This window comes from Bacillus sp. SRL543 (assembly GCF_984799205.1).
The window spans coordinates 4,292,368-4,309,920 of sequence record NZ_OZ481794.1 but is presented as its reverse complement, the minus strand read 5'-3'; the positions used below and the strand labels follow the sequence as shown (position 1 = coordinate 4,309,920).

15 protein-coding genes and 1 pseudogene are annotated in these 17,553 nt (G+C 46.4%); 11 read left to right on the top strand and 5 right to left on the bottom strand.

Translation table 11 applies throughout. The annotated features are described in order from the left end of the window. The first annotated feature begins 19 nt into the window (after window positions 1–19). From AC4E8B_RS21925 to AC4E8B_RS21905, 5 genes and pseudogenes are all read left to right on the top strand, one after another. Entirely contained in the window at window positions 20–451 is a 432-nt protein-coding gene (locus tag AC4E8B_RS21925) for an SMI1/KNR4 family protein (RefSeq protein ID WP_490215570.1), read from the top strand. Window positions 452–464: 13 nt separating this feature from the next. Beyond that, a pseudogene (locus tag AC4E8B_RS21920) lies at window positions 465–671 on the top strand (hypothetical protein); the annotation flags it as partial. Between the two features lie 21 nt (window positions 672–692). Further along, the gene (locus tag AC4E8B_RS21915) at window positions 693–1,148 is read left to right on the top strand and encodes a DUF4274 domain-containing protein (RefSeq protein WP_490215569.1); all 456 of its coding nucleotides are present in this window, start codon (window positions 693–695) and stop codon (window positions 1,146–1,148) included. Between the two features lie 155 nt (window positions 1,149–1,303). Then, entirely contained in the window at window positions 1,304–1,780 is a 477-nt protein-coding gene (locus AC4E8B_RS21910; protein ID WP_490219832.1) for a hypothetical protein, read from the top strand. Between the two features lie 246 nt (window positions 1,781–2,026). Next, window positions 2,027–2,191: a hypothetical protein gene (locus tag AC4E8B_RS21905; protein WP_490215567.1), complete on the top strand. Its 165-nt coding sequence runs from the start codon at window positions 2,027–2,029 to the stop codon at window positions 2,189–2,191. Window positions 2,192–2,346: 155 nt separating this feature from the next. On the opposite strand, the gene AC4E8B_RS21900 is transcribed toward AC4E8B_RS21905, so the two are convergent. The 5 genes from AC4E8B_RS21900 to AC4E8B_RS21880 form a co-directional block, all read right to left on the bottom strand. Continuing rightward, window positions 2,347–3,888 (bottom strand): AbgT family transporter, encoded by a 1,542-nt coding sequence (locus AC4E8B_RS21900; RefSeq protein ID WP_490215565.1) that lies wholly within the window; start codon window positions 3,886–3,888, stop codon window positions 2,347–2,349. Continuing rightward, window positions 3,885–5,321, bottom strand: a complete 1,437-nt coding sequence (locus AC4E8B_RS21895) for a M20 family metallopeptidase (protein ID WP_490215563.1) — start codon at window positions 5,319–5,321, stop codon at window positions 3,885–3,887. Before AC4E8B_RS21895 ends, AC4E8B_RS21900 begins: the two co-directional genes overlap by 4 nt. Before the next feature lie 36 nt (window positions 5,322–5,357). Next, complete coding sequence (locus tag AC4E8B_RS21890; protein ID WP_490215562.1) at window positions 5,358–6,605, bottom strand: M20 family metallo-hydrolase; 1,248 nt, start codon at window positions 6,603–6,605, stop codon at window positions 5,358–5,360. After that, the gene (locus tag AC4E8B_RS21885) at window positions 6,598–7,896 is read right to left on the bottom strand and encodes an amidohydrolase (RefSeq protein ID WP_490215560.1); all 1,299 of its coding nucleotides are present in this window, start codon (window positions 7,894–7,896) and stop codon (window positions 6,598–6,600) included. The genes AC4E8B_RS21890 and AC4E8B_RS21885 overlap by 8 nt, the downstream gene beginning before the upstream one ends. A gap of 269 nt (window positions 7,897–8,165) precedes the next feature. Beyond that, the gene (locus AC4E8B_RS21880; RefSeq protein WP_490215559.1) at window positions 8,166–9,482 is read right to left on the bottom strand and encodes a hypothetical protein; all 1,317 of its coding nucleotides are present in this window, start codon (window positions 9,480–9,482) and stop codon (window positions 8,166–8,168) included. A gap of 557 nt (window positions 9,483–10,039) precedes the next feature. Here AC4E8B_RS21880 and AC4E8B_RS21875 point away from each other — a divergent pair. From AC4E8B_RS21875 to AC4E8B_RS21850, 6 genes are all read left to right on the top strand, one after another. Beyond that, a complete protein-coding gene (locus AC4E8B_RS21875) occupies window positions 10,040–11,044 on the top strand; it encodes a LacI family DNA-binding transcriptional regulator (protein WP_490215558.1) in 1,005 nt (334 codons plus the stop codon). A 196-nt stretch (window positions 11,045–11,240) separates the two neighbouring features. Continuing rightward, window positions 11,241–12,557, top strand: coding sequence for an ABC transporter substrate-binding protein (locus tag AC4E8B_RS21870; RefSeq protein ID WP_490215556.1), 1,317 nt, complete (start codon window positions 11,241–11,243; stop codon window positions 12,555–12,557). An 85-nt stretch (window positions 12,558–12,642) separates the two neighbouring features. Further along, window positions 12,643–13,524: a carbohydrate ABC transporter permease gene (locus AC4E8B_RS21865; protein WP_490215554.1), complete on the top strand. Its 882-nt coding sequence runs from the start codon at window positions 12,643–12,645 to the stop codon at window positions 13,522–13,524. Further along, window positions 13,524–14,360: a carbohydrate ABC transporter permease gene (locus AC4E8B_RS21860; protein WP_490215553.1), complete on the top strand. Its 837-nt coding sequence runs from the start codon at window positions 13,524–13,526 to the stop codon at window positions 14,358–14,360. Before AC4E8B_RS21865 ends, AC4E8B_RS21860 begins: the two co-directional genes overlap by 1 nt. A gap of 368 nt (window positions 14,361–14,728) precedes the next feature. Next, entirely contained in the window at window positions 14,729–16,399 is a 1,671-nt protein-coding gene (locus AC4E8B_RS21855; protein WP_490215552.1) for a glycoside hydrolase family 13 protein, read from the top strand. A 187-nt stretch (window positions 16,400–16,586) separates the two neighbouring features. Further along, window positions 16,587–17,543 carry a carbohydrate kinase family protein gene (locus AC4E8B_RS21850; protein WP_490215550.1) on the top strand — a complete coding sequence of 319 codons (957 nt, stop codon included), beginning with the start codon at window positions 16,587–16,589 and terminating at the stop codon, window positions 17,541–17,543. The last annotated feature ends 10 nt before the right edge of the window (window positions 17,544–17,553 follow it).

Sequence of the window (17,553 nt, the reverse complement as noted above, 5' to 3'; positions counted from 1 at the left end):
ATGAAAGGGTTGATTATTAATGAACATTCTGGAAAATATCAGTAGTGAATATACCATCGATGCTAAACAAGCTGCTTCAAAAGAGGAAGAAATCAAAGAACTTCTTGAATTTTCGAAGATAAGTGTACCTGAAGAATATATTAGAATAGTTCGACTAGCTTCAGATATAGAACTTAATGTTGACAGCGAAATGTATATTCGAATTTGGGGAGCTTCGGGATGCATAGAAATGAATGAAGCTTATGAGGTTCAGAAATATCTCCCAAATTCACTCGCCATTGGAGATGATGAAGGAGGCGGAGCATTAATCTATCTGGAGGGAAAAGATGGGTTCGGAATATACTATAACAGATTCGCTGATTTGGACATTGACGAAGCAGTAAAGATTGCTCCATCCCTAACCGATTTATTAGTAAATAATGTTGGTATCAATTTATTATTTGAATTGTAAAATGAGTGTGTTTGAATTAATTTGGTCTGCAAGACATAATGGTGTGGTTAAGGCCGGGGACTCATGGGATATGTTTGTGAGATTATTGACAAATGATACAGAGACTATTCCTGTAATGTTCTTTCAAAGCTATGAAGAACTGCAGGAAATCATGAGGATTGCTTTTGGAATGTACGAGGATTTTAAGGGTGAATTGATTAAAGTTTATTCCCCTGAATAAAGACAGTGGAGGGTAAACATCATGGATAAGCAAAATATAAATGTTCTGGCACAGCTGCTTTATTATACAGATAAAATTAATATAATAAGTCACTTAAGCAAGATGGATAACCCCCTCATGCTCCATTTTTTTGCAGCAAATTACAATTGGAGTAATGGTTTTGATATGCCGATGGCTATTATAGAAAATAAAACTTGTGATTTTGGGACTGGATTACTAATGTTTCATTATGCAGATGGCTTCCGTATACTGGAAAATCCAAATGAAGGAATCGATCATTCTCTAGAGCACTGGGGATATTTTCTGAATAAGGTTTATCACAAGCTTGTTAACCAGCAATTTAAATCGCAGAATATTTCCTTTGATCCGGGATTAACAAAAGTACAAAGATATAAATTGCAAAAAATCAACCCTGACCTCCCTGAATTACTGATAAGCCAATCCCCAGGCGTAGTGGTAGATATTCCTGCTATCTAATATAACTTCTTTGCGTACTTCTTCTCAGGGAAACACTTTCCTTCATATTAATTTTATCTCTTTAAGTAACCAGCAATAAAAAGCGGAGCAGCAAGACATTCCGTTCCACAGGCATAGGTTTATTTGAAAGATTGCAGGAGGAATAGAAATTGAGTATGGAAATGAAACCAGAATTCAAAATGGCATTAGAAAATATCTCATTTGAAGATCGGTATAGAAGTTTATCCGCTCGTTATAAGGCAAATTCAAATGATATGGAAGATAGGCTGGAAAGCTATGAGAAAGATAAAGTTGAAGAAATATTGAATAGTTTAGGGTATCCTTCCAAATTTGATAAAAGAGAAAAGTTTTTTAAGCTGGGGGTTGAAGACAAGTCACCCGATTACAAAATATGGTTCAATATTAGTGTAGAGCTTGGAATGACAGAATTTATTTGGGTTGTTTATCTTAAGAGTGAGGTGCAATTGGGAAGTCCCTGGAGTATATATTCCAGATTTTTAAATCCTTCAGGACAAAGAATAAAGAAGCCGGTATATCGAAGCTATGAGGAATTAGAGGAAGTTCTAAAAGAAGCAATTTCGATGTACGAGGATTTTAAACGAGAATTAATTAAAATCTATACTCCTGATTAACTATTGGCAATTTCAATAAATGGAGGGATCTTCGAAAATGAGTGCTTCAATTTACTACACAGCAAAACGCAAGCAAAAACTTACCCAAGCTGAACAAGGGGCGATCAATTACTGGAAAGGTACTCCGTCGATGATGAAATAGAAGAATACTTAAGGACCGGAGAAGGCCACAATTGGACAAGTTTTTATATCTATGATCCTGAAAGCCCTTCTGAGCCTGATGTGATTCTTGAGGGGTCAACTGAATTGCCCGATAATAGTGAAGATGCCATGTTTGACGGGGTGGATCATTGGGCTTCACTGCTTGCGGATATTCGAAATGTTTTAGAAGGCGCTGAATGGCATGTGCATGTTGATGACCATACTCTTGTGTGGGACGAACAGAACAAGGAATATGACCTGACACAATGATTTTCTTATTAGAGAAAAGGCCCGCATCTTTGCTGCAGGCCTTTTCCTTTTCTTCCGGTACCAGGTACCCTTTGTCTTTTCTGCGTACCAGGTACCCTCCGTGGACAAAACAGCAAAAGTGTCTTTTTGGTATACCTGGTACCTAATAACCTCTTTTACAACATCGGCCCAATCCCCGGCCCAAACGGAATGCCGAAGAAGTAGAATACGAGAATCAGGATGATCCAGGTAATCAGGAAGCAGATGGAGTACGGGAGCATGAGGGCGATGAATGTCCCGATCCCGGCTTTTTTATCGTACTTCTGCATGAATGATAAGGTGATGACCATATATGGCATCAATGGTGTGACGATGTTTGTGGACGAGTCGGCGATCCTGTAGGCAACCTGGGTGAATGCAGGGTTATAGCCCAGCTGCATGAACATTGGGATGAAGACAGGAGCCTCGAGCGCCCACTTGGCTGAGCCTGATGTGATCAGGAAGTTCAGCATGGCGGTAAAGATGATATAGCCGATGATAAGGCCGATTCCGGTGAACTCGATGTCTTTCAGGAAATCAGCGCCGTTTACAGCTACCCATGTCGCAATATTGGACCAGCTGAAATAGGCGATAAACTGCGCGATGGCGAAGATAAGGACGATATAGCCTGCCATATCCTTCATGGATTCAGCCATGTATTTAGCGACGTCGCCGCTTGATTTGATGTTTCCGATTGTCATCCCGTAGGCGACCCCGATAACGATAAAGAAAATAAGGGTGATCGGAACGATTCCATCAATGAATGGTGACGGGACAATGGTTCCGCCTTCGCCGCGCAATGGGCTGTCAGGCAGGAAGAGAGTGACAAAGATGATGGCTAAATAAACTCCACCGGCAATGACGGCATTGCGCAGGCCTTTGCCTGCTTTCGGGTGGTCCTCTGTGACTGCTTCTTCGACGACATCTCCTTTATATTTGCCAAGGCGCGGCTCGATGAACTTTGTTGTCACGAGGCTGCCGACAATGGTAAGAAGGAATACGGAAACAATATTGAAATAATAGTTATCAACAGGTGAAACGGTGAAACTGTCATCAATGATCCTTGCTGCTTCCGTGGAAATCCCGGCAAGCAATGTGTCTGTTCCGGTAATGACCAGGTTGGCTGTGAAGCCGGCACCGGCTGCAGCATACCCGGCTGCAAGTCCGGCGATCGGGTTGCGCCCGACCTTGTAGAATACCATGGCGGCGAGCGGCGGGATCAGTACCATGGCAGCATCTGATGCCAGATTCCCCATGATCCCGACAAATACAACGGTATAAGTGATCAATACCGGCGGTGACTTCAGGATGGTTTTCCTGATGGCATAATCAAGCAATCCGACTTTCTCGGCCAAGCCGATACCAAGCATCATGGCCAGTACGAGGCCGAGCGGTGCGAAGCCTGTAAAGTTATCGAGCATCGAACTGAGGATATACTGCAAGCCTTCTCCTGACGCTAAGCTCTTGACGGGCAGCTCTTCCCCTGTGCCGGGGTGGACGACTGTAGCACCGAACGCTTTAAAAATCGCTGAAGCAACAATGACCAGAAGCGTCAGTACGACGAATAAAATAAATGGATCCGGCAGCTTGTTTCCTATTTTTTCAATTCCGTTCAGGAACTTCTGGAAAATACCTTCCTTCTTCTGTGGACTTGTTCCAGGCTGGTTTTCAAGTTTCATGAGGACCCCTCCGATAGCTTGGAAGGATTAACACCTTCCGGAATTGGACATGTATAGGGATTTCCGTCCCTGAATAGAGCAAACTCCTGCTGTACCTTTTTAAGCTCTTCTTTTTCCGTCAGCATCCTGATGGCGGTCAATGCCATCGCCTCCGCTGCCCGCAGCATGCCTTTATGCGCATAGCTGCTGATTCCCTGGGCGGTCATTTGCCAGGTATGCAGCGGCGTGCCGAGAGCAGAGGTCGAAGCCGTCAATTGTGCGGTCGGGATGACCCAGCTGACATCGGAAACATCGGTCGACCCTGGCAGGATGCCGTCCGCTGGTTCATACGGCGAAATGGTATCTGCCAGGTATTTGCCGGCAAATTCACTGCCGTCCCCGACGTAGCCGAAGCCTTTTAAAATATCAATATAGCTTTCTTTTTCGCCTTCAGAGAGCGTGTCCCACAGCTTTTTCGCGTAGAACTCTTCCTGCTCGTCCGGCTCTTCGATCCCGGCTTTCAGCAGGCTTTCATGGAGAATGCCCTCCAGGCTGCGGTTCGGGATGTAATTGGAGCAGGCTTTATCAAATTCAATGGTCAGCTCCGTTTCGGTCATTAACGCCGCACCTTCCGCAATTTTGCACACCCGCTTGTAGATGTCATCGACCTGCTTGACCTTCGGCGAGCGGATCAAATAGAGCACCTCTGCATCTGCCTGTACTACATTCGGGGAGATGCCGCCCGTATTGGTGACCGCATAATGGATGCGTGCCTCCGGAATCACATGCTCGCGGAGATAGTTGACCCCGACATTCATAAGCTCGACGGCATCAAGTGCACTCCGCCCAAGATGAGGAGAGTTGGCCGCATGGGAGGAAAGCCCTTTGAAGCGGAAAAATACCTGATAGTTTGCGAGACTTGATAAGCTCATGATGCTGTTGGCCGGCGACGGGTGCCAGGTAAGGGCAGCGTCCACTCCGTCAAAGACACCTTCCCTGACCATGAAGGTCTTGCCTGAACCGCCTTCTTCTCCGGGACACCCGAAAAATTTAATCGTCCCCGGCAGATTATTTTCCTCAAGATAGTTCTTAGCGGCGCAGGCTGCTGCAAAGGCACCGGTGCCAAGAAGATTATGGCCGCAGCCATGGCCGGCATTTTTCCCAGTCGGTTCTGGAGAGGATTTGCCAGGCTCCTGCCCAAGGCCGGAAAGGGCATCAAATTCTCCAAGGAAGCCGATGACAGGAGAGCTGCTGCCGTAAGAGGCAACGAAGGCGGTTTCAATGTTGCCGGCATTCCGTTCAACCTGGAATCCGGCTTTTTCACATTCTGCTGCAAGGAATTCGGCAGAATCATATTCTTCGAAGCGGGTTTCAGGATGATGGTAGATATATTCGCTTATACTTTCAAAAGTTTGTCTATTTTCTGATAAATATGTTTTTACGGGGGAAGTCATAGGGTCACTCCTTTAAAATAAGTCAAATATCGGCTGTTATAAGGAAGCCTCTTTTTCCAGGAATCTTGTGATTACCCGGACGCCCTTGGCCATGTCTTCAATTAAGGCAAATTCATCTGGATGATGGGAAATGCCATCTCTGCAGGGGATAAAAATCAATCCGGACGGCCATTTAGCTGCCATATTCATGACATCATGGCCTGCGCCGCTGTTCATGCTGTGGGCCTTTAAGCCGATTTCACCGCATATAGCTGAAAGCTTCTGCTGCATATCGGGATCAAGCATGATGGAATCGTTGTTGATTAGAGTTTCAACGTGGATTTCCACCCCGCTGTCTGCAGCGGCCTTCTGGCAAAATTCCCTGATTTCTTCTGCAAAAGAACGTTTCAGCATGTCATCAACGCTGCGGATATCGATGCCGAGCTCGATTTCTCCGGGGATGACGTTCATGCTGTTCGGTTTTAATTCAACGGTGCTGACTGTTGCGACGAGCGGCTGGATGCTTTCTTCACTAAGCTGTGACGCCCTTTCATTCACAAAGGTGACGAGCGGGGCGATGGCGACAAATGCATCTTTTCGGTTATGCATCGGAGTCGTTCCGGTATGGCCGGCCATTCCTTTGACGTGTATCTTCAGGCGGACCGGGCAGGCGACGCCGTTTACGATGCCGACTTCTGCTCCGTGCTCCTCAATATGAGTTCCCTGCTCGATATGCAGCTCCAAAAAGCAGGCAAAACTCTCAGCCGGCAGTTCAGCTTCTTCAATCCTGGACCAGTCAAGCCCAAATTCCTCGGCAGCCTCTTTAACAGTGACACCATTGCGGTCAGTCATCCCACCCGCTTCCCGGCTGTTGAGATTTCCGGAGACGGCTTTGCTGCCGATGGTCGACAGACCGAAGCGCGCCGATTCCTCAGATATAAAGCAGACGACTGCAATATCCCTGGCTGGCTGGAAACCAGAATCCTTCAGCGTTTTGACGGCGGCCAGGGCGCTGAGCACCCCGGCAGGACCGTCATAGCCGCCTCCGTTCACGACTGTATCAAGATGGGAGCCCACGGCAATAGCTGGTGTGCTGCTGCCTGTTTTCCATATGGCCCATTGATTGCCTGCTGCATCCTGATGGGTATGGAGCCCGAGTTCTTCCGCCACTTGTTTGAATGCAGCATGTGCTGCTTTTTCTTCAGCAGTGAAACTGAGGCGGGTGAAGCCCTCCGGCTGGTCCATGGTATCGACTGTATTCAGGATGGCTAGATTTTTTTCAAGCCAGCTGTGCAAGTCAGCCATTAGAAGAGCCGCCCTTGATGATGCTTGCGAATGTATCGACCGCAGCCGCGAGCACTTCTTCCTCATAATCGAACTGAGGGTGATGGTGCGGGAAGTCGAGCTTAGTGCCGAATAGCATATAGGTGGCCTTTCCGCCATGCTCCTGAACCTTATTCATCATAAAGCTTGCATCTTCAGAGCCGGAAACAGGGACAGAAGGGATGACCTCTGTGACAAGCTCGCTTGAAGCGCACCATTCCTGGATTTTCGGGATGAGCTCTTCATCGCACGTCATTACTTCGGTGACGCCGACAGGCTCGATTGTACATGTGACATCATGCATATCGGCCGCTGCCTTGATGATCCGAAGGGCGCTGTCTGCCATATAGTCGCCGATAGCGTGGGTTTCACCGCGGACTTCAATTTCCATGTAGCTGTCCTCAGGGATGATATTCCGGCCGCTTCCTGCTGTCAGGCGCCCGACATTCACGCGGGTGACGCCATCAAAATGGCGCGGGATCGCGTATAAATTATTGGCTGCAGTGGTTGCGGCAAGCAGGGCATTTTTACCGAGCTCCGGATGCATGCCGGCGTGGGAGGAGACTCCCTTAAATGAAATATTGTACTTTGTTGATGCCAGGAATCCTGTCGTTGTGGCGGCGATTGTTCCGACCGGGTAAGAGTGGATCCCGATATGCCCGGAGTAGAAATAATCGACATCATCAAGCCATCCTTTTGCTACCATCGCCCTTGCACCGCGCCCGCCTTCTTCAGCAGGCTGGAAAAGGAGCGTGAATTTTCCTTTGAGTTCATCGGTGTGCTCTGCGATATATTTTGCTGTCCCCAGTCCGATCGTGGTATGTCCGTCATGTCCGCAGGAATGCATCACATTAGGTTCGCCGGACGAGAATCCATGCTTGCAAGGAAGATGGGACTCATCGGCCGACTCAAGGATCGGCAGGGCATCGATATCAAAGCGGAACCCGATATGGTCTCCGGGTCTTCCTGTATCCCAAGTTGCCACAAGGCCGGTGTTGCCGCCTGACAATCTTTCAAGCCATTCTTGCTCGACTCCCCACTCAGCCGCCTTTTTTTCGTGAGCTTCCAGGGCTTCTTTTTTCGGTACACCGAGACGGGCATCTTCCTGCAGGGCATCCTTCCCGATATGGAGGGTAAAGCCCATCTTCTCAAGTTCCTGCCCGATCCGGTAGGTTGTGATATATTCCATAAAGCCCAATTCCGGCAGAGCATGAAGCGTCCTGCGCCATTCCACTAATTGCGGAGTAAGACTTTTGACAAATTCGCTGGTCATATTTCAGCACTCCCTGTATGTAAAATTTTGGTTGTTTCCTAATTTAGGAAAGTTATAGAGACATTATGCTGGTGCAATCATCGGGGTTTTGGTTTTCGGATAATTGCCGTTTTGTTTCCTTAAAGGGATTATACTACAATATTTAGAAAATTGATACTTTGTAGAATAATTCACAAATAGGGTATGTAAAGATAGTGAGAGAATTGGCGGGGCAAGGCTTGAAAGCAAAATAAAAAGCAAGCCGGCAGAAATCTCCTGCCTGCTTGCTATTAATTACCATTCAATAAAAGTTTATAAACCTTTCTCGGCCTGCCTTTTGACTGGCCCGTCTGGACTGATTTGCTTTCAGCGAGGCCGATTGTCTCCATCTCGGAAAGGATCCGCCGCGCATTCCGCTCTGTGCTTTCCAGCCAGCCTGCCACCTCCCGGGAATTCACTTCTGTTTTTTTATAAAAATTGGACAATGTCTGGATTTTTGAAAGAGCGACAGGAGAGATATTTGCTTTTTTCAGCGTGTCTGCCCATTCCTCATCACTCCATTTTTTAGAATGATAGGTAACCGAATCCCCGGATGAATGAAACTCTGTCAGCTCCTCATTTTCATCAACGAGAACGATTGCCGGCTTGGTCTTCTGGCGGGCGCTCCTGAGTGCATTCTGCACATTTTCCTCTGCCTGAAGGGCTGTGATTCCGTAGCCAAGGCCAATCCCGAGGCGGAAATGGGTCTGAGCATAGACCGTTTCGATCAGATCGTAAAGATCCTTTTTATCAAGCTTGATTTCAACCTCGCCGCGCGTTGTGTAGATAAAATAGAGGCCGTCGCCGATCTGTACATATGACCCGTTCACATGCTCTGCAAGCTCGATGAGAAGCTTCTTCATGGCAAGCTCCTTGTGCTTCCTTTCATATGAAAAAAAGAACTCGCCGTCATTGTCCGGCTGGATAAGCTCGATTCCGAGCAGCGCCATCTGAGATCGCTGGTACCAGCTTGAATGGCCCCGTTCCTTCAGGATTCTCAGTGCAAATTGAATTGAGAGATGAGAAGGGTACACCCGGTAGCAGGGGATATTCATTTTTTTAAGATAATCATAGACTGACCGCAGGCACGTAAAAGCCGCTTCCGTCCTGCCCTCGCGGTAAAGCTTTATATGAAACTCGGCCAGCTCCTCAACAGGACGGAAATCCGGATAAGAAAAAGAATGGATCTCCAGGCTCTGCAGCGAAAAATAGCGCTTCGTCGTCTCCAGCTCCTCTTCCTGAATCGTATCCAGGCTGATGCTTTTGATCACCCGTTCCTTATCGAGATAAGACTCCAGCACCTTCCCAAGCAGGCTCGCACCGTAAAGGGGAGGATAAAAGCTGTTCTCCTCACAGATCAGATTCTTTGATAACGCATATGTATAAGGCACCTGCCCGGAAAAAAACCACTGGTCAATCCTTTGCTGGTTTTCCTCAATGATCCCGTCGATATCTTCCAGGCTCCCATAATAAAAAGGAACCAGCCGCAAATCCGAAAAAGACTCCGCTGAATCCATAATATGCCGGACCGAATCCTCAGGCCCGATAACCCCTAACGCAATCTCCATTCCATTCACCTATTTCTGCATCAGCTGTAATCTTCTGCCTATTATATACCAAAAATTCCGTGCCAGGTACCATCCGTGGACAAAAGGGGGGGAAGTGTCTTTTTATGGTGCCAGGTACCATCCGTGGACAAAAGGGGGGGAAGTGTCTTTTTATGGTGCCAGGTACCGTCCGTGGACAAAAGGGGGGGAAGTGTCTTTTTATGGTGCCAGGTACGCCCCGTGGACAAATAGGGTGGAAGTGTCTTTTTATGGTGCCAGGTACGCTCCGTGGACAAAAAGGCGGAAGTGTCTTTTTATGGTGCCAGGTACGCTCCGTGGACAAAAAGGGGTGAAGTGTCTTTTTATGGTACCAGGTACGCGCCGTGGACAAATAGGGTGGAAGTGTCTTTTTATGGTACCAGGTACGCCCCGTGGACAAATATGGCAAAGTGTCTTTTCATGGTACCTGGCACTAACATGGCACTTAACATGGCATCAAATCATATTGACAAACCCGCTGTGTAATTATAGATTCAAACTAACAAGAAAACGTTTTCCTGGAAGGGATGAAAGAATAGATGAAATTAACGATAAAAGATATTGCCAGAATGGCAGGTGTATCTGTTGCTACCGTTTCACGTGTGATCAATAAGAGTAAGCCTGTTAATGATGAAATAAGAGAAAAAGTCGAGAAGGTCATCCGGGAAACGCAATTCCGTCCCAATGCACTTGCAAGGGGCCTGATCAGCAAATCTACGAACTTGATTGGAGTCATCTTCCCGCAAATCAACTATACATCCGCCGATTTGATCAATGGCATTGAAGATGTGGCTAACAGGAATGGCTACAATATCATCCTCAGCAATACCAGGCTGGATCCGGAAATGGAGCTGAAATCCCTTGAAATATTCAAGGAAAAACAGGTGGATGGCATTATCCTATCAGCCATCCATACGACCGAACGGCATGTAGATTGGATAAAGGCAAATAAGATTCCTGTTGTAGTGGTGGGGCAGAAAATCACTGGGCATAATATTCCCTGGGTAGATGTGGACAACTATACGCCGATTACAGAAATGGTCAGGTATCTGGTCCGCTGCGGCCATGAAAAGATTGGCATGATCCATGGACCATTGCATGATGAATCAGCGGGCTATTCACGGTATAAGGGCTTTCTTGAAGAAATGGACCGCCACGCTCTTCCTGTCAATCACGACTATATCGCTGAAAGCAATTTTTCCTCCGGGGATGGATATGAGGCGATGGAAAACTTGCTTAGAAAACGGGATCTTCCGACTGCGATTCTTTGTGCATCGGACACGATTGCTATTGGCGCTAAAAACTGTGCAGAGGACCAGGGATACAGGGTGCCGGAGGATATCTCCATCGCGGGGTTCGACGATATTGAACTGGCAATTCTTGTGCGCCCTAAGCTGACAACTGTACGGGTCGACTTTGAAACGATGGGATCTAAAGCAATGGAGGCTTTACTGCAAAATATATCTCAGCCAGGCACCAGCAATCTGGAGCACTATGTTGATTATCGGCTCAGCATTCGGGACAGTGTCAAAAAACTCCTTTGACAGTATATGAGGCAGCATTGCATTTTTGGATATAAATTCTTTTAGGAAATCGTTTTCAAAAAAGCTTGTCAAAGTATTAAATACTTACTATAATTGTAAATGTAAGAGCTAGGAAAACCTTTTCACAAAATATGCAGAAAGAGAGATTATCGCTTTTATCTGCTAAACCATTCTCAAATAGAGGGGAAGTAAAAAAATGTTCAATTTCTCGAAATCAGGAATTTTCAAAAAGACGGCCGCTGCCGGAATGGCAGCCGCATTAACCTTTTCTCTAGCAGCCTGCTCAGGCAATTCAGCTGAAGAAGATTCAGGCTCAAAAGATGGCAAAGTCAACATTATTGTTACAAACGGCAAAGGTGAGATCGATGCCCAGTTCAAGCAGGCCGCAAAGGATTTCATGGCCGATCATAAGGATATCAATGTGCAGGTTGAGTCAGTGGCGGTCGGAGATGCTTTGAATGTGTATGATAAGCTTTCCGCTTCTGGGAAAACGGTTACATTGGCAATGTTCTCTCCTTATGATGCTACTCATAAATATAAAGATGTAGGAATCGATTTATCAGGTGAGAAATGGAACGAAGAAACAAGCGATGCAATCAAGGATGAAGAAGGAAATGTAATCGGTTTCCCATTCGCCCTCGAAGGAATGGGCCTTGTTTATAACCAGACAGTGGTCGAAAAAGCAGCAGGCGGCAGCTTTGATCCATTCTCAATCAATACACGCGACAAACTGACAGATCTTTTGGATAAAATCAAGGAATCTGGTGTGAAGCAGCCTGTGGCCTACCAGACTGAAGCCTGGTCAGTTGCGAATCATTACAGCTCTCTGTTTCTTAATCAGACAGAAGATCCGACAGAAACTTTGAAAGAAGTGCAAGCCGGAGATTTTGATTATAACAAGAATGAAGCTTGGAACGGCTATTATGACACATTGGATGTGCTGATTTCCGAGGATTACAACATGTTTGGTGCCCGCCCGACAGGCCAATATTATGATGCTGCGCACGTAGCGGTCGGAAAAGGCGATTCTGCGATGCTATTCAACGGAAACTGGGCTTTCGATTCTCTCAAAGCACTTGAAGGCACAAATTTCGGATTCATGCCTGTACCGGTTGACAACAATCCGGATAACCCGCTGAACAACAAGATTGCAGCTGGTCCTACACAAGCATTTGTCGTTAACAAGAAGGCTTCAAAAGAAGAACAGGATGCTGCAAAGGAATTCCTGAATTGGCTGGTATACGATGAAGCAGGACAAGATTTCATCGTTAATAAATCCCAAATCATTTCAGCATTCAAAAACAATCCTAACAAAGTAACCAACCCGCTTGGCATTGCCATCAGCGATGCACTTGCTGCCGGCAAGACAATGCCTTTCAGCACGAACTATATCAATACAGGGGACTGGACTACCATTCTTGGAGCTGAGGTTCAGAAGTATATTGCGAATCAAAGCAAAAGAGAAGATCTTGCAAAAGCATTCGAAACGTATTATAAGACACACCAAGAGTAATTCCAGACACAGCGAAAACAAAAAAGCAGGCGGAGAGTACCTTATCCTGCCTGCTTTTTTTACCTAACAGACAGGATGTGGAAGCATGAAAAGAAATAATAAATTGGGTGATATCGGCAATTCGCTTTTATTCCTGGGCCCTGTTTTCCTTTTTTTCTGTATCACCGTACTGGTCCCATTTGCATATGGCCTTTTCCTCACTTTCAATACAATGCAGACTCCGGCTGATCCGGTAGTATTTGCAGGCATGATGAATTATGTAGAAGCTGTCAAAGACACGGAATTTTGGAAATCGCTTTGGCTGACACTTAAGTTTGTATTGGCAACCGTGTTTTTTGTCAATTTGTTCGGCTTTGGTCTGGCGTACCTGGTTACTTCCGGCCTAAAGATCCAGAATTCATTAAGGACTGCTTACTTCACCCCGAATCTGATCGGCGGACTGGTCCTCGGTTATATCTGGCAGTTCATCTTTGTCCAGTCGCTTCCTTCATTAGGCTCAAAGCTTGGCATCGAATGGCTTGAGCTTGGCTGGCTCGGGGATCCGACAATGGCTTTCTGGTCGCTTGTCATCGTAACCATCTGGCAGACGGCAGGCTATATGATGATCATTTTCATCGCCGGATTGATCAGTGTTCCAAGAGAGCTGATTGAAGCGGCCAAAATCGATGGAGCCGGCCCGATGAGAAGGCTTCTGAATGTCACGCTGCCTTTGATGATTCCTTCATTCGTAGTGACAGGATTCCTTTCTTTAAAAAATGCATTCATGGTTTATGACTTGAATTTCGCACTCACAAATGGAGGCCCTTTTGGCAGCACGAAAATGGTATCCATGCATGTCGTCAACAAAGCCTTTATTGAATCCAACTATGGGACAGGACAGGCTGAGGCGATTATCCTGTTTGTGATTGTAGCCGCCGTAACCGGTTTTCAGGTTTATACCAGCAAGAAAATGGAGGTTGAGGCATAATGGCCAGACAAAAAATTGTCACTACCACTTTTCTCTACCTACTGGCAATCATTGCTTTAGTTAGTTTCATTTTTCCTTTTATTTTGCTCATCATCAACTCATTCAAAACCAATGGGGAAATCCTGACCAGTCCATTCGCCCTTCCGGAAAACTGGAATTTTGCCCATTTTGCTGATGTGATCAATATGATGAACTTTGGTGTCACATTCAGGAACTCGTTCATCGTTACCACCCTGAGCACATTGTTCATTGTCTTTTTCTCCGCCATGGCGGCTTACCATCTTGTGAGAAGGCCGTCCAAATTCAATAAAATCTTTTTCACCGTGCTGGTGGCATCAATGGTAATCCCGTTTCAGTCGCTCATGATTCCGCTGATTTATATCTATGGCGCGAAACTGCAGCTGATCGATGCGATTCCCATTCCGCTATTGATCATTTTCTACCTGGGATTCGGAAGCGCGCTTTCCGTATTCATGTTCCATGGCTTTATCAAATCGATCCCGATTGAAGTCGAGGAAGCAGCAAGAATCGATGGCTGTAATTCCCTGCAGATCTTCTTCCTGATCGTCCTTCCGATGCTGAAGCCTATCGCAGTAACGATTTCAATTTTGAACGTGCTGTGGATCTGGAACGATTACCTGCTGCCATCACTGGTGCTGAACAATGAATCTGTGTACACCATGCCGGTTCAGATGAAAGTATTCAACGGCACATATATGAATAACTGGGAACTGCTGATTCCGGCAATTCTATTGACCGTCATCCCAATTTTGATCATGTATATAATCGGCCAGCGTGCGATTATTAATGGCGTGATGCAGGGATCTATCAAGTAGATTGTTTCAAGCAATTTTATAAAAAGGCAGTATGTTTGGCTGAATGGCCATCTGTTTTTGGGAGTATATGTAAACAGGAATGATTATCCCGGAAACTAGGGAGAATCCCCGCAATTCTAGGGAGAAAAAATAGAAATCAAGGGTGAATCACCACATAAGTGGGTTGAATCAGCGTAAATTGGCGGGGGGATTTTTCAATATAAACCGGATCTGCCGGAATATAGTTGAATTCCCGCCGTAATCAGGCAGAATATCTGCTGATCATGCGGCAATACCATGATTCAGCGGGAGCCTCAGCGCTTTTTGCACATAAACCAAGCAGGCATTTGCGAGAAAAATTGCAGGTACAACGAAAGGATTGCAGCGAGATGAAAAAAACATGGTGGAAAGAAGCGGTAGCATATCAAATTTACCCGCGGAGCTTTATGGACAGCAATGGCGATGGCATCGGTGACTTAAAAGGGATCGTCGCCAAGCTTGATTACCTCAAAGACCTGGGGATTGATGTGATCTGGATCTGCCCGATGTATAAGTCGCCTAATGATGACAATGGCTACGATATTTCTGATTATCAGGATATCATGGATGAATTCGGCACAATGGAAGACTTCAATCTTCTGCTCGAGGAAGTCCATAAGCGCGGGATGAAACTGATCCTGGATCTGGTGATCAATCATACAAGCGATGAGCATCCATGGTTTTTAGAGTCCCGCTCTTCAAAAGATAACCCGAAAAGGGACTGGTATATCTGGCGCGACGGAAAAGATGGCAAGGAACCGAATAACTGGGAATCCATTTTCAGCGGTCCGGCGTGGAAATATGATGAGGAAACGAAACAATATTTCATGCACATATTCTCTGCACGCCAGCCGGATTTGAATTGGGAGAATCCTGAGGTAAGGGAAGCGCTGTATGACATGGTCAACTGGTGGCTCGAAAAGGGGATTGACGGATTCAGGATTGATGCCATCTCACATATCAAGAAAGAGCCCGGTTTCCCTGATATGCCAAACCCGGACAATCTGGATGTGGTCCCATCTTTTCCGAAGATGATGAATTTCCCCGGGATTGATGATTTCCTGACCGAGTTTGCTGATAGGACGATCCGCAATTATGATGTCATGACCGTTGGTGAAGCGAACGGAGTGGGCATTCCGGATGCTGACAAGTGGGTCGGCGAGGAAAATGGCTATTTTAATATGATTTTTCAATTTGAATTCCTTGACCTTTGGGATAAGGACACTAAAGATACTGTTGATGTCAGGGCGCTAAAGAAGGCATTGACCAAATGGCAGGAAGGCCTTGAAGGAAGAGGCTGGAATGCCCTGTTCATCGAAAACCATGACCAGCCGCGCCGTGTCTCATCCTGGGGCAATGACCAGCAGTACTGGAAAGAGAGCGCAAAAATGCTTGGGGTGCTTTATTTCCTGATGAAGGGCACACCGTTCATTTATCAGGGCCAGGAAATCGGAATGACCAATGTAAAGTTCCCTGCCATTGAAGATTATAACGATGTTGGAATGGTGAACTATTACAAAGTGGAAGCCGCAAAAGGCGTGCCACATGAGGAGATAATGGAAGTCGTCTGGAAACAGGGCCGCGACAATTCACGGACTCCGATGCAGTGGGATTCCTCGCATATGGCCGGCTTTACGGAGGGAAACAAAACGTGGCTGGGCCTTAACCCGAATTACCGTACCATCAATGTTGAAAGCCAGCTAAAGGATGAAGATTCGATTCTCCATTTTTATAAAAAGTTGATCACCCTCCGCAAAGAGAATCCAGTCTTTGTATATGGAGAGTACGAGCTTTTCCTTCCTGACCATCCGAATCTGTTTGTTTACACCAGGACAATGGGAAGCGACAAGGCCCTTGTGGTCTGCAATTTCCATGAAAAGCCTGAAAAAATGGAAGTGCCGGAGGCTATCCAATACGCTTCAAGTGAACTGGTTTTAAGTAACTATGATATTCCTGGACAGAAGCTGGAAAAGGAATTCACATTAAAGCCTTTTGAAACAAGAGTGTATTTCTTAAAGTAAGATGGGGGCAGCAGCTCCTTTCTTTTTTCCTGCTGAAAGAATGAAAGTATTCTCCTGTAGAAGGTTTAGTCACGGGGACTGCCTGGCGGCTGGGATTGGACAGGCTGCCTGAGAGAACGGGGCATGTCCATGGAAAAAGAAGCTTGTTCATACCAGTCACGGCAAAGCACAGCAATGGAGGAATACGATGCTTAAATTAAATGAAAAAATTGAGTTTCAGCCGAAGAGCAACGATATCTTAACAATAGGCGAGATCCTGATCGATATGATTTCGGAAGAATACAGCCAGGCAGACGAACCGGCCGTATATCATAACTATTTTGGCGGATCCCCGGCCAATATCGCCATGAATGTGAAGAGGCTGGGGATTCGTTCCCTGGTCGCATCGGCAGTGGGAGAGGACAGGCTGGGTACTTTCCTGATCAGCCATCTGCGTAAAACAGGGATTGACCCGGGACTTGTTCAGCGGGTGGATTCTTCCACCAGTATGGTTGTCGTCGCAAAAAGCAAAGGAACGCCGGATCCCATCTTTTACCGCGGAGCAGACTATCAGCTCCAATACACAGAAGAGCTTGAAAAGGCTTTGCTGGATTCAAAAATCGTCCACTTTTCCTGCTGGCCGCTTTCCATGGCACCGGCCTGCCATACTATTGAAAAAGTGATTGAAAAGGCGAGGAGCCAAAATATTCTGGTCTGCCTGGATCCGAATTACCACGAGATGGTGTGGAAAAAAGGCACGGAAGGAATTGAGTACGTTAAATCCATAATTGGAAAAGTCGATATTGTGAAGCCTTCGGAGGACGATGCGGAGCGGCTGTTCGGGAAAGACACCCATGAAAATCAGATCCGCAAATTCCTTGAACTTGGAGCCAAACTTGTCATCATGACGATCGGGAAAGACGGCGCGATTGTATCCAATGGCGAAGAAACTCTCCGCCTCAAGCCGCTGGCGACTGATGTAATTGATACAACCGGTGCAGGGGATGCATTCTGGTCAGGCTTTTATACGGCGCTTGTTAAAGGGTTTACCGTAAAGGAAGCCCTGGAGCTGGGTTCGGCAGCAAGCGCCTATAAATTGAAATTTACAGGTGCGGTCTGCAGCATGCCGCCGCTTGAACAACTAAAAGAATTGTACGGATTGTAGGAGGGGTAGA

Bases quoted from the DNA above. Each gene is read 5' to 3' on its own strand.
- AC4E8B_RS21925 (WP_490215570.1), top strand. From the start codon at position 20: ATGAACATTCTGGAAAATATCAGTAGTGAATATACCATCGATGCTAAA.
- AC4E8B_RS21915 (WP_490215569.1), top strand. From the start codon at position 693: ATGGATAAGCAAAATATAAATGTTCTGGCACAGCTGCTTTATTATACA.
- AC4E8B_RS21910 (WP_490219832.1), top strand. From the start codon at position 1,304: ATGGAAATGAAACCAGAATTCAAAATGGCATTAGAAAATATCTCATTT.
- AC4E8B_RS21900 (WP_490215565.1), bottom strand. From the start codon at position 3,888: ATGAAACTTGAAAACCAGCCTGGAACAAGTCCACAGAAGAAGGAAGGT.
- AC4E8B_RS21895 (WP_490215563.1), bottom strand. From the start codon at position 5,321: ATGACTTCCCCCGTAAAAACATATTTATCAGAAAATAGACAAACTTTT.
- AC4E8B_RS21890 (WP_490215562.1), bottom strand. From the start codon at position 6,605: ATGGCTGACTTGCACAGCTGGCTTGAAAAAAATCTAGCCATCCTGAAT.
- AC4E8B_RS21885 (WP_490215560.1), bottom strand. From the start codon at position 7,896: ATGACCAGCGAATTTGTCAAAAGTCTTACTCCGCAATTAGTGGAATGG.
- AC4E8B_RS21880 (WP_490215559.1), bottom strand. From the start codon at position 9,482: ATGGAGATTGCGTTAGGGGTTATCGGGCCTGAGGATTCGGTCCGGCAT.
- AC4E8B_RS21875 (WP_490215558.1), top strand. From the start codon at position 10,040: ATGAAATTAACGATAAAAGATATTGCCAGAATGGCAGGTGTATCTGTT.
- AC4E8B_RS21870 (WP_490215556.1), top strand. From the start codon at position 11,241: ATGTTCAATTTCTCGAAATCAGGAATTTTCAAAAAGACGGCCGCTGCC.
- AC4E8B_RS21865 (WP_490215554.1), top strand. From the start codon at position 12,643: ATGAAAAGAAATAATAAATTGGGTGATATCGGCAATTCGCTTTTATTC.
- AC4E8B_RS21860 (WP_490215553.1), top strand. From the start codon at position 13,524: ATGGCCAGACAAAAAATTGTCACTACCACTTTTCTCTACCTACTGGCA.
- AC4E8B_RS21855 (WP_490215552.1), top strand. From the start codon at position 14,729: ATGAAAAAAACATGGTGGAAAGAAGCGGTAGCATATCAAATTTACCCG.
- AC4E8B_RS21850 (WP_490215550.1), top strand. From the start codon at position 16,587: ATGCTTAAATTAAATGAAAAAATTGAGTTTCAGCCGAAGAGCAACGAT.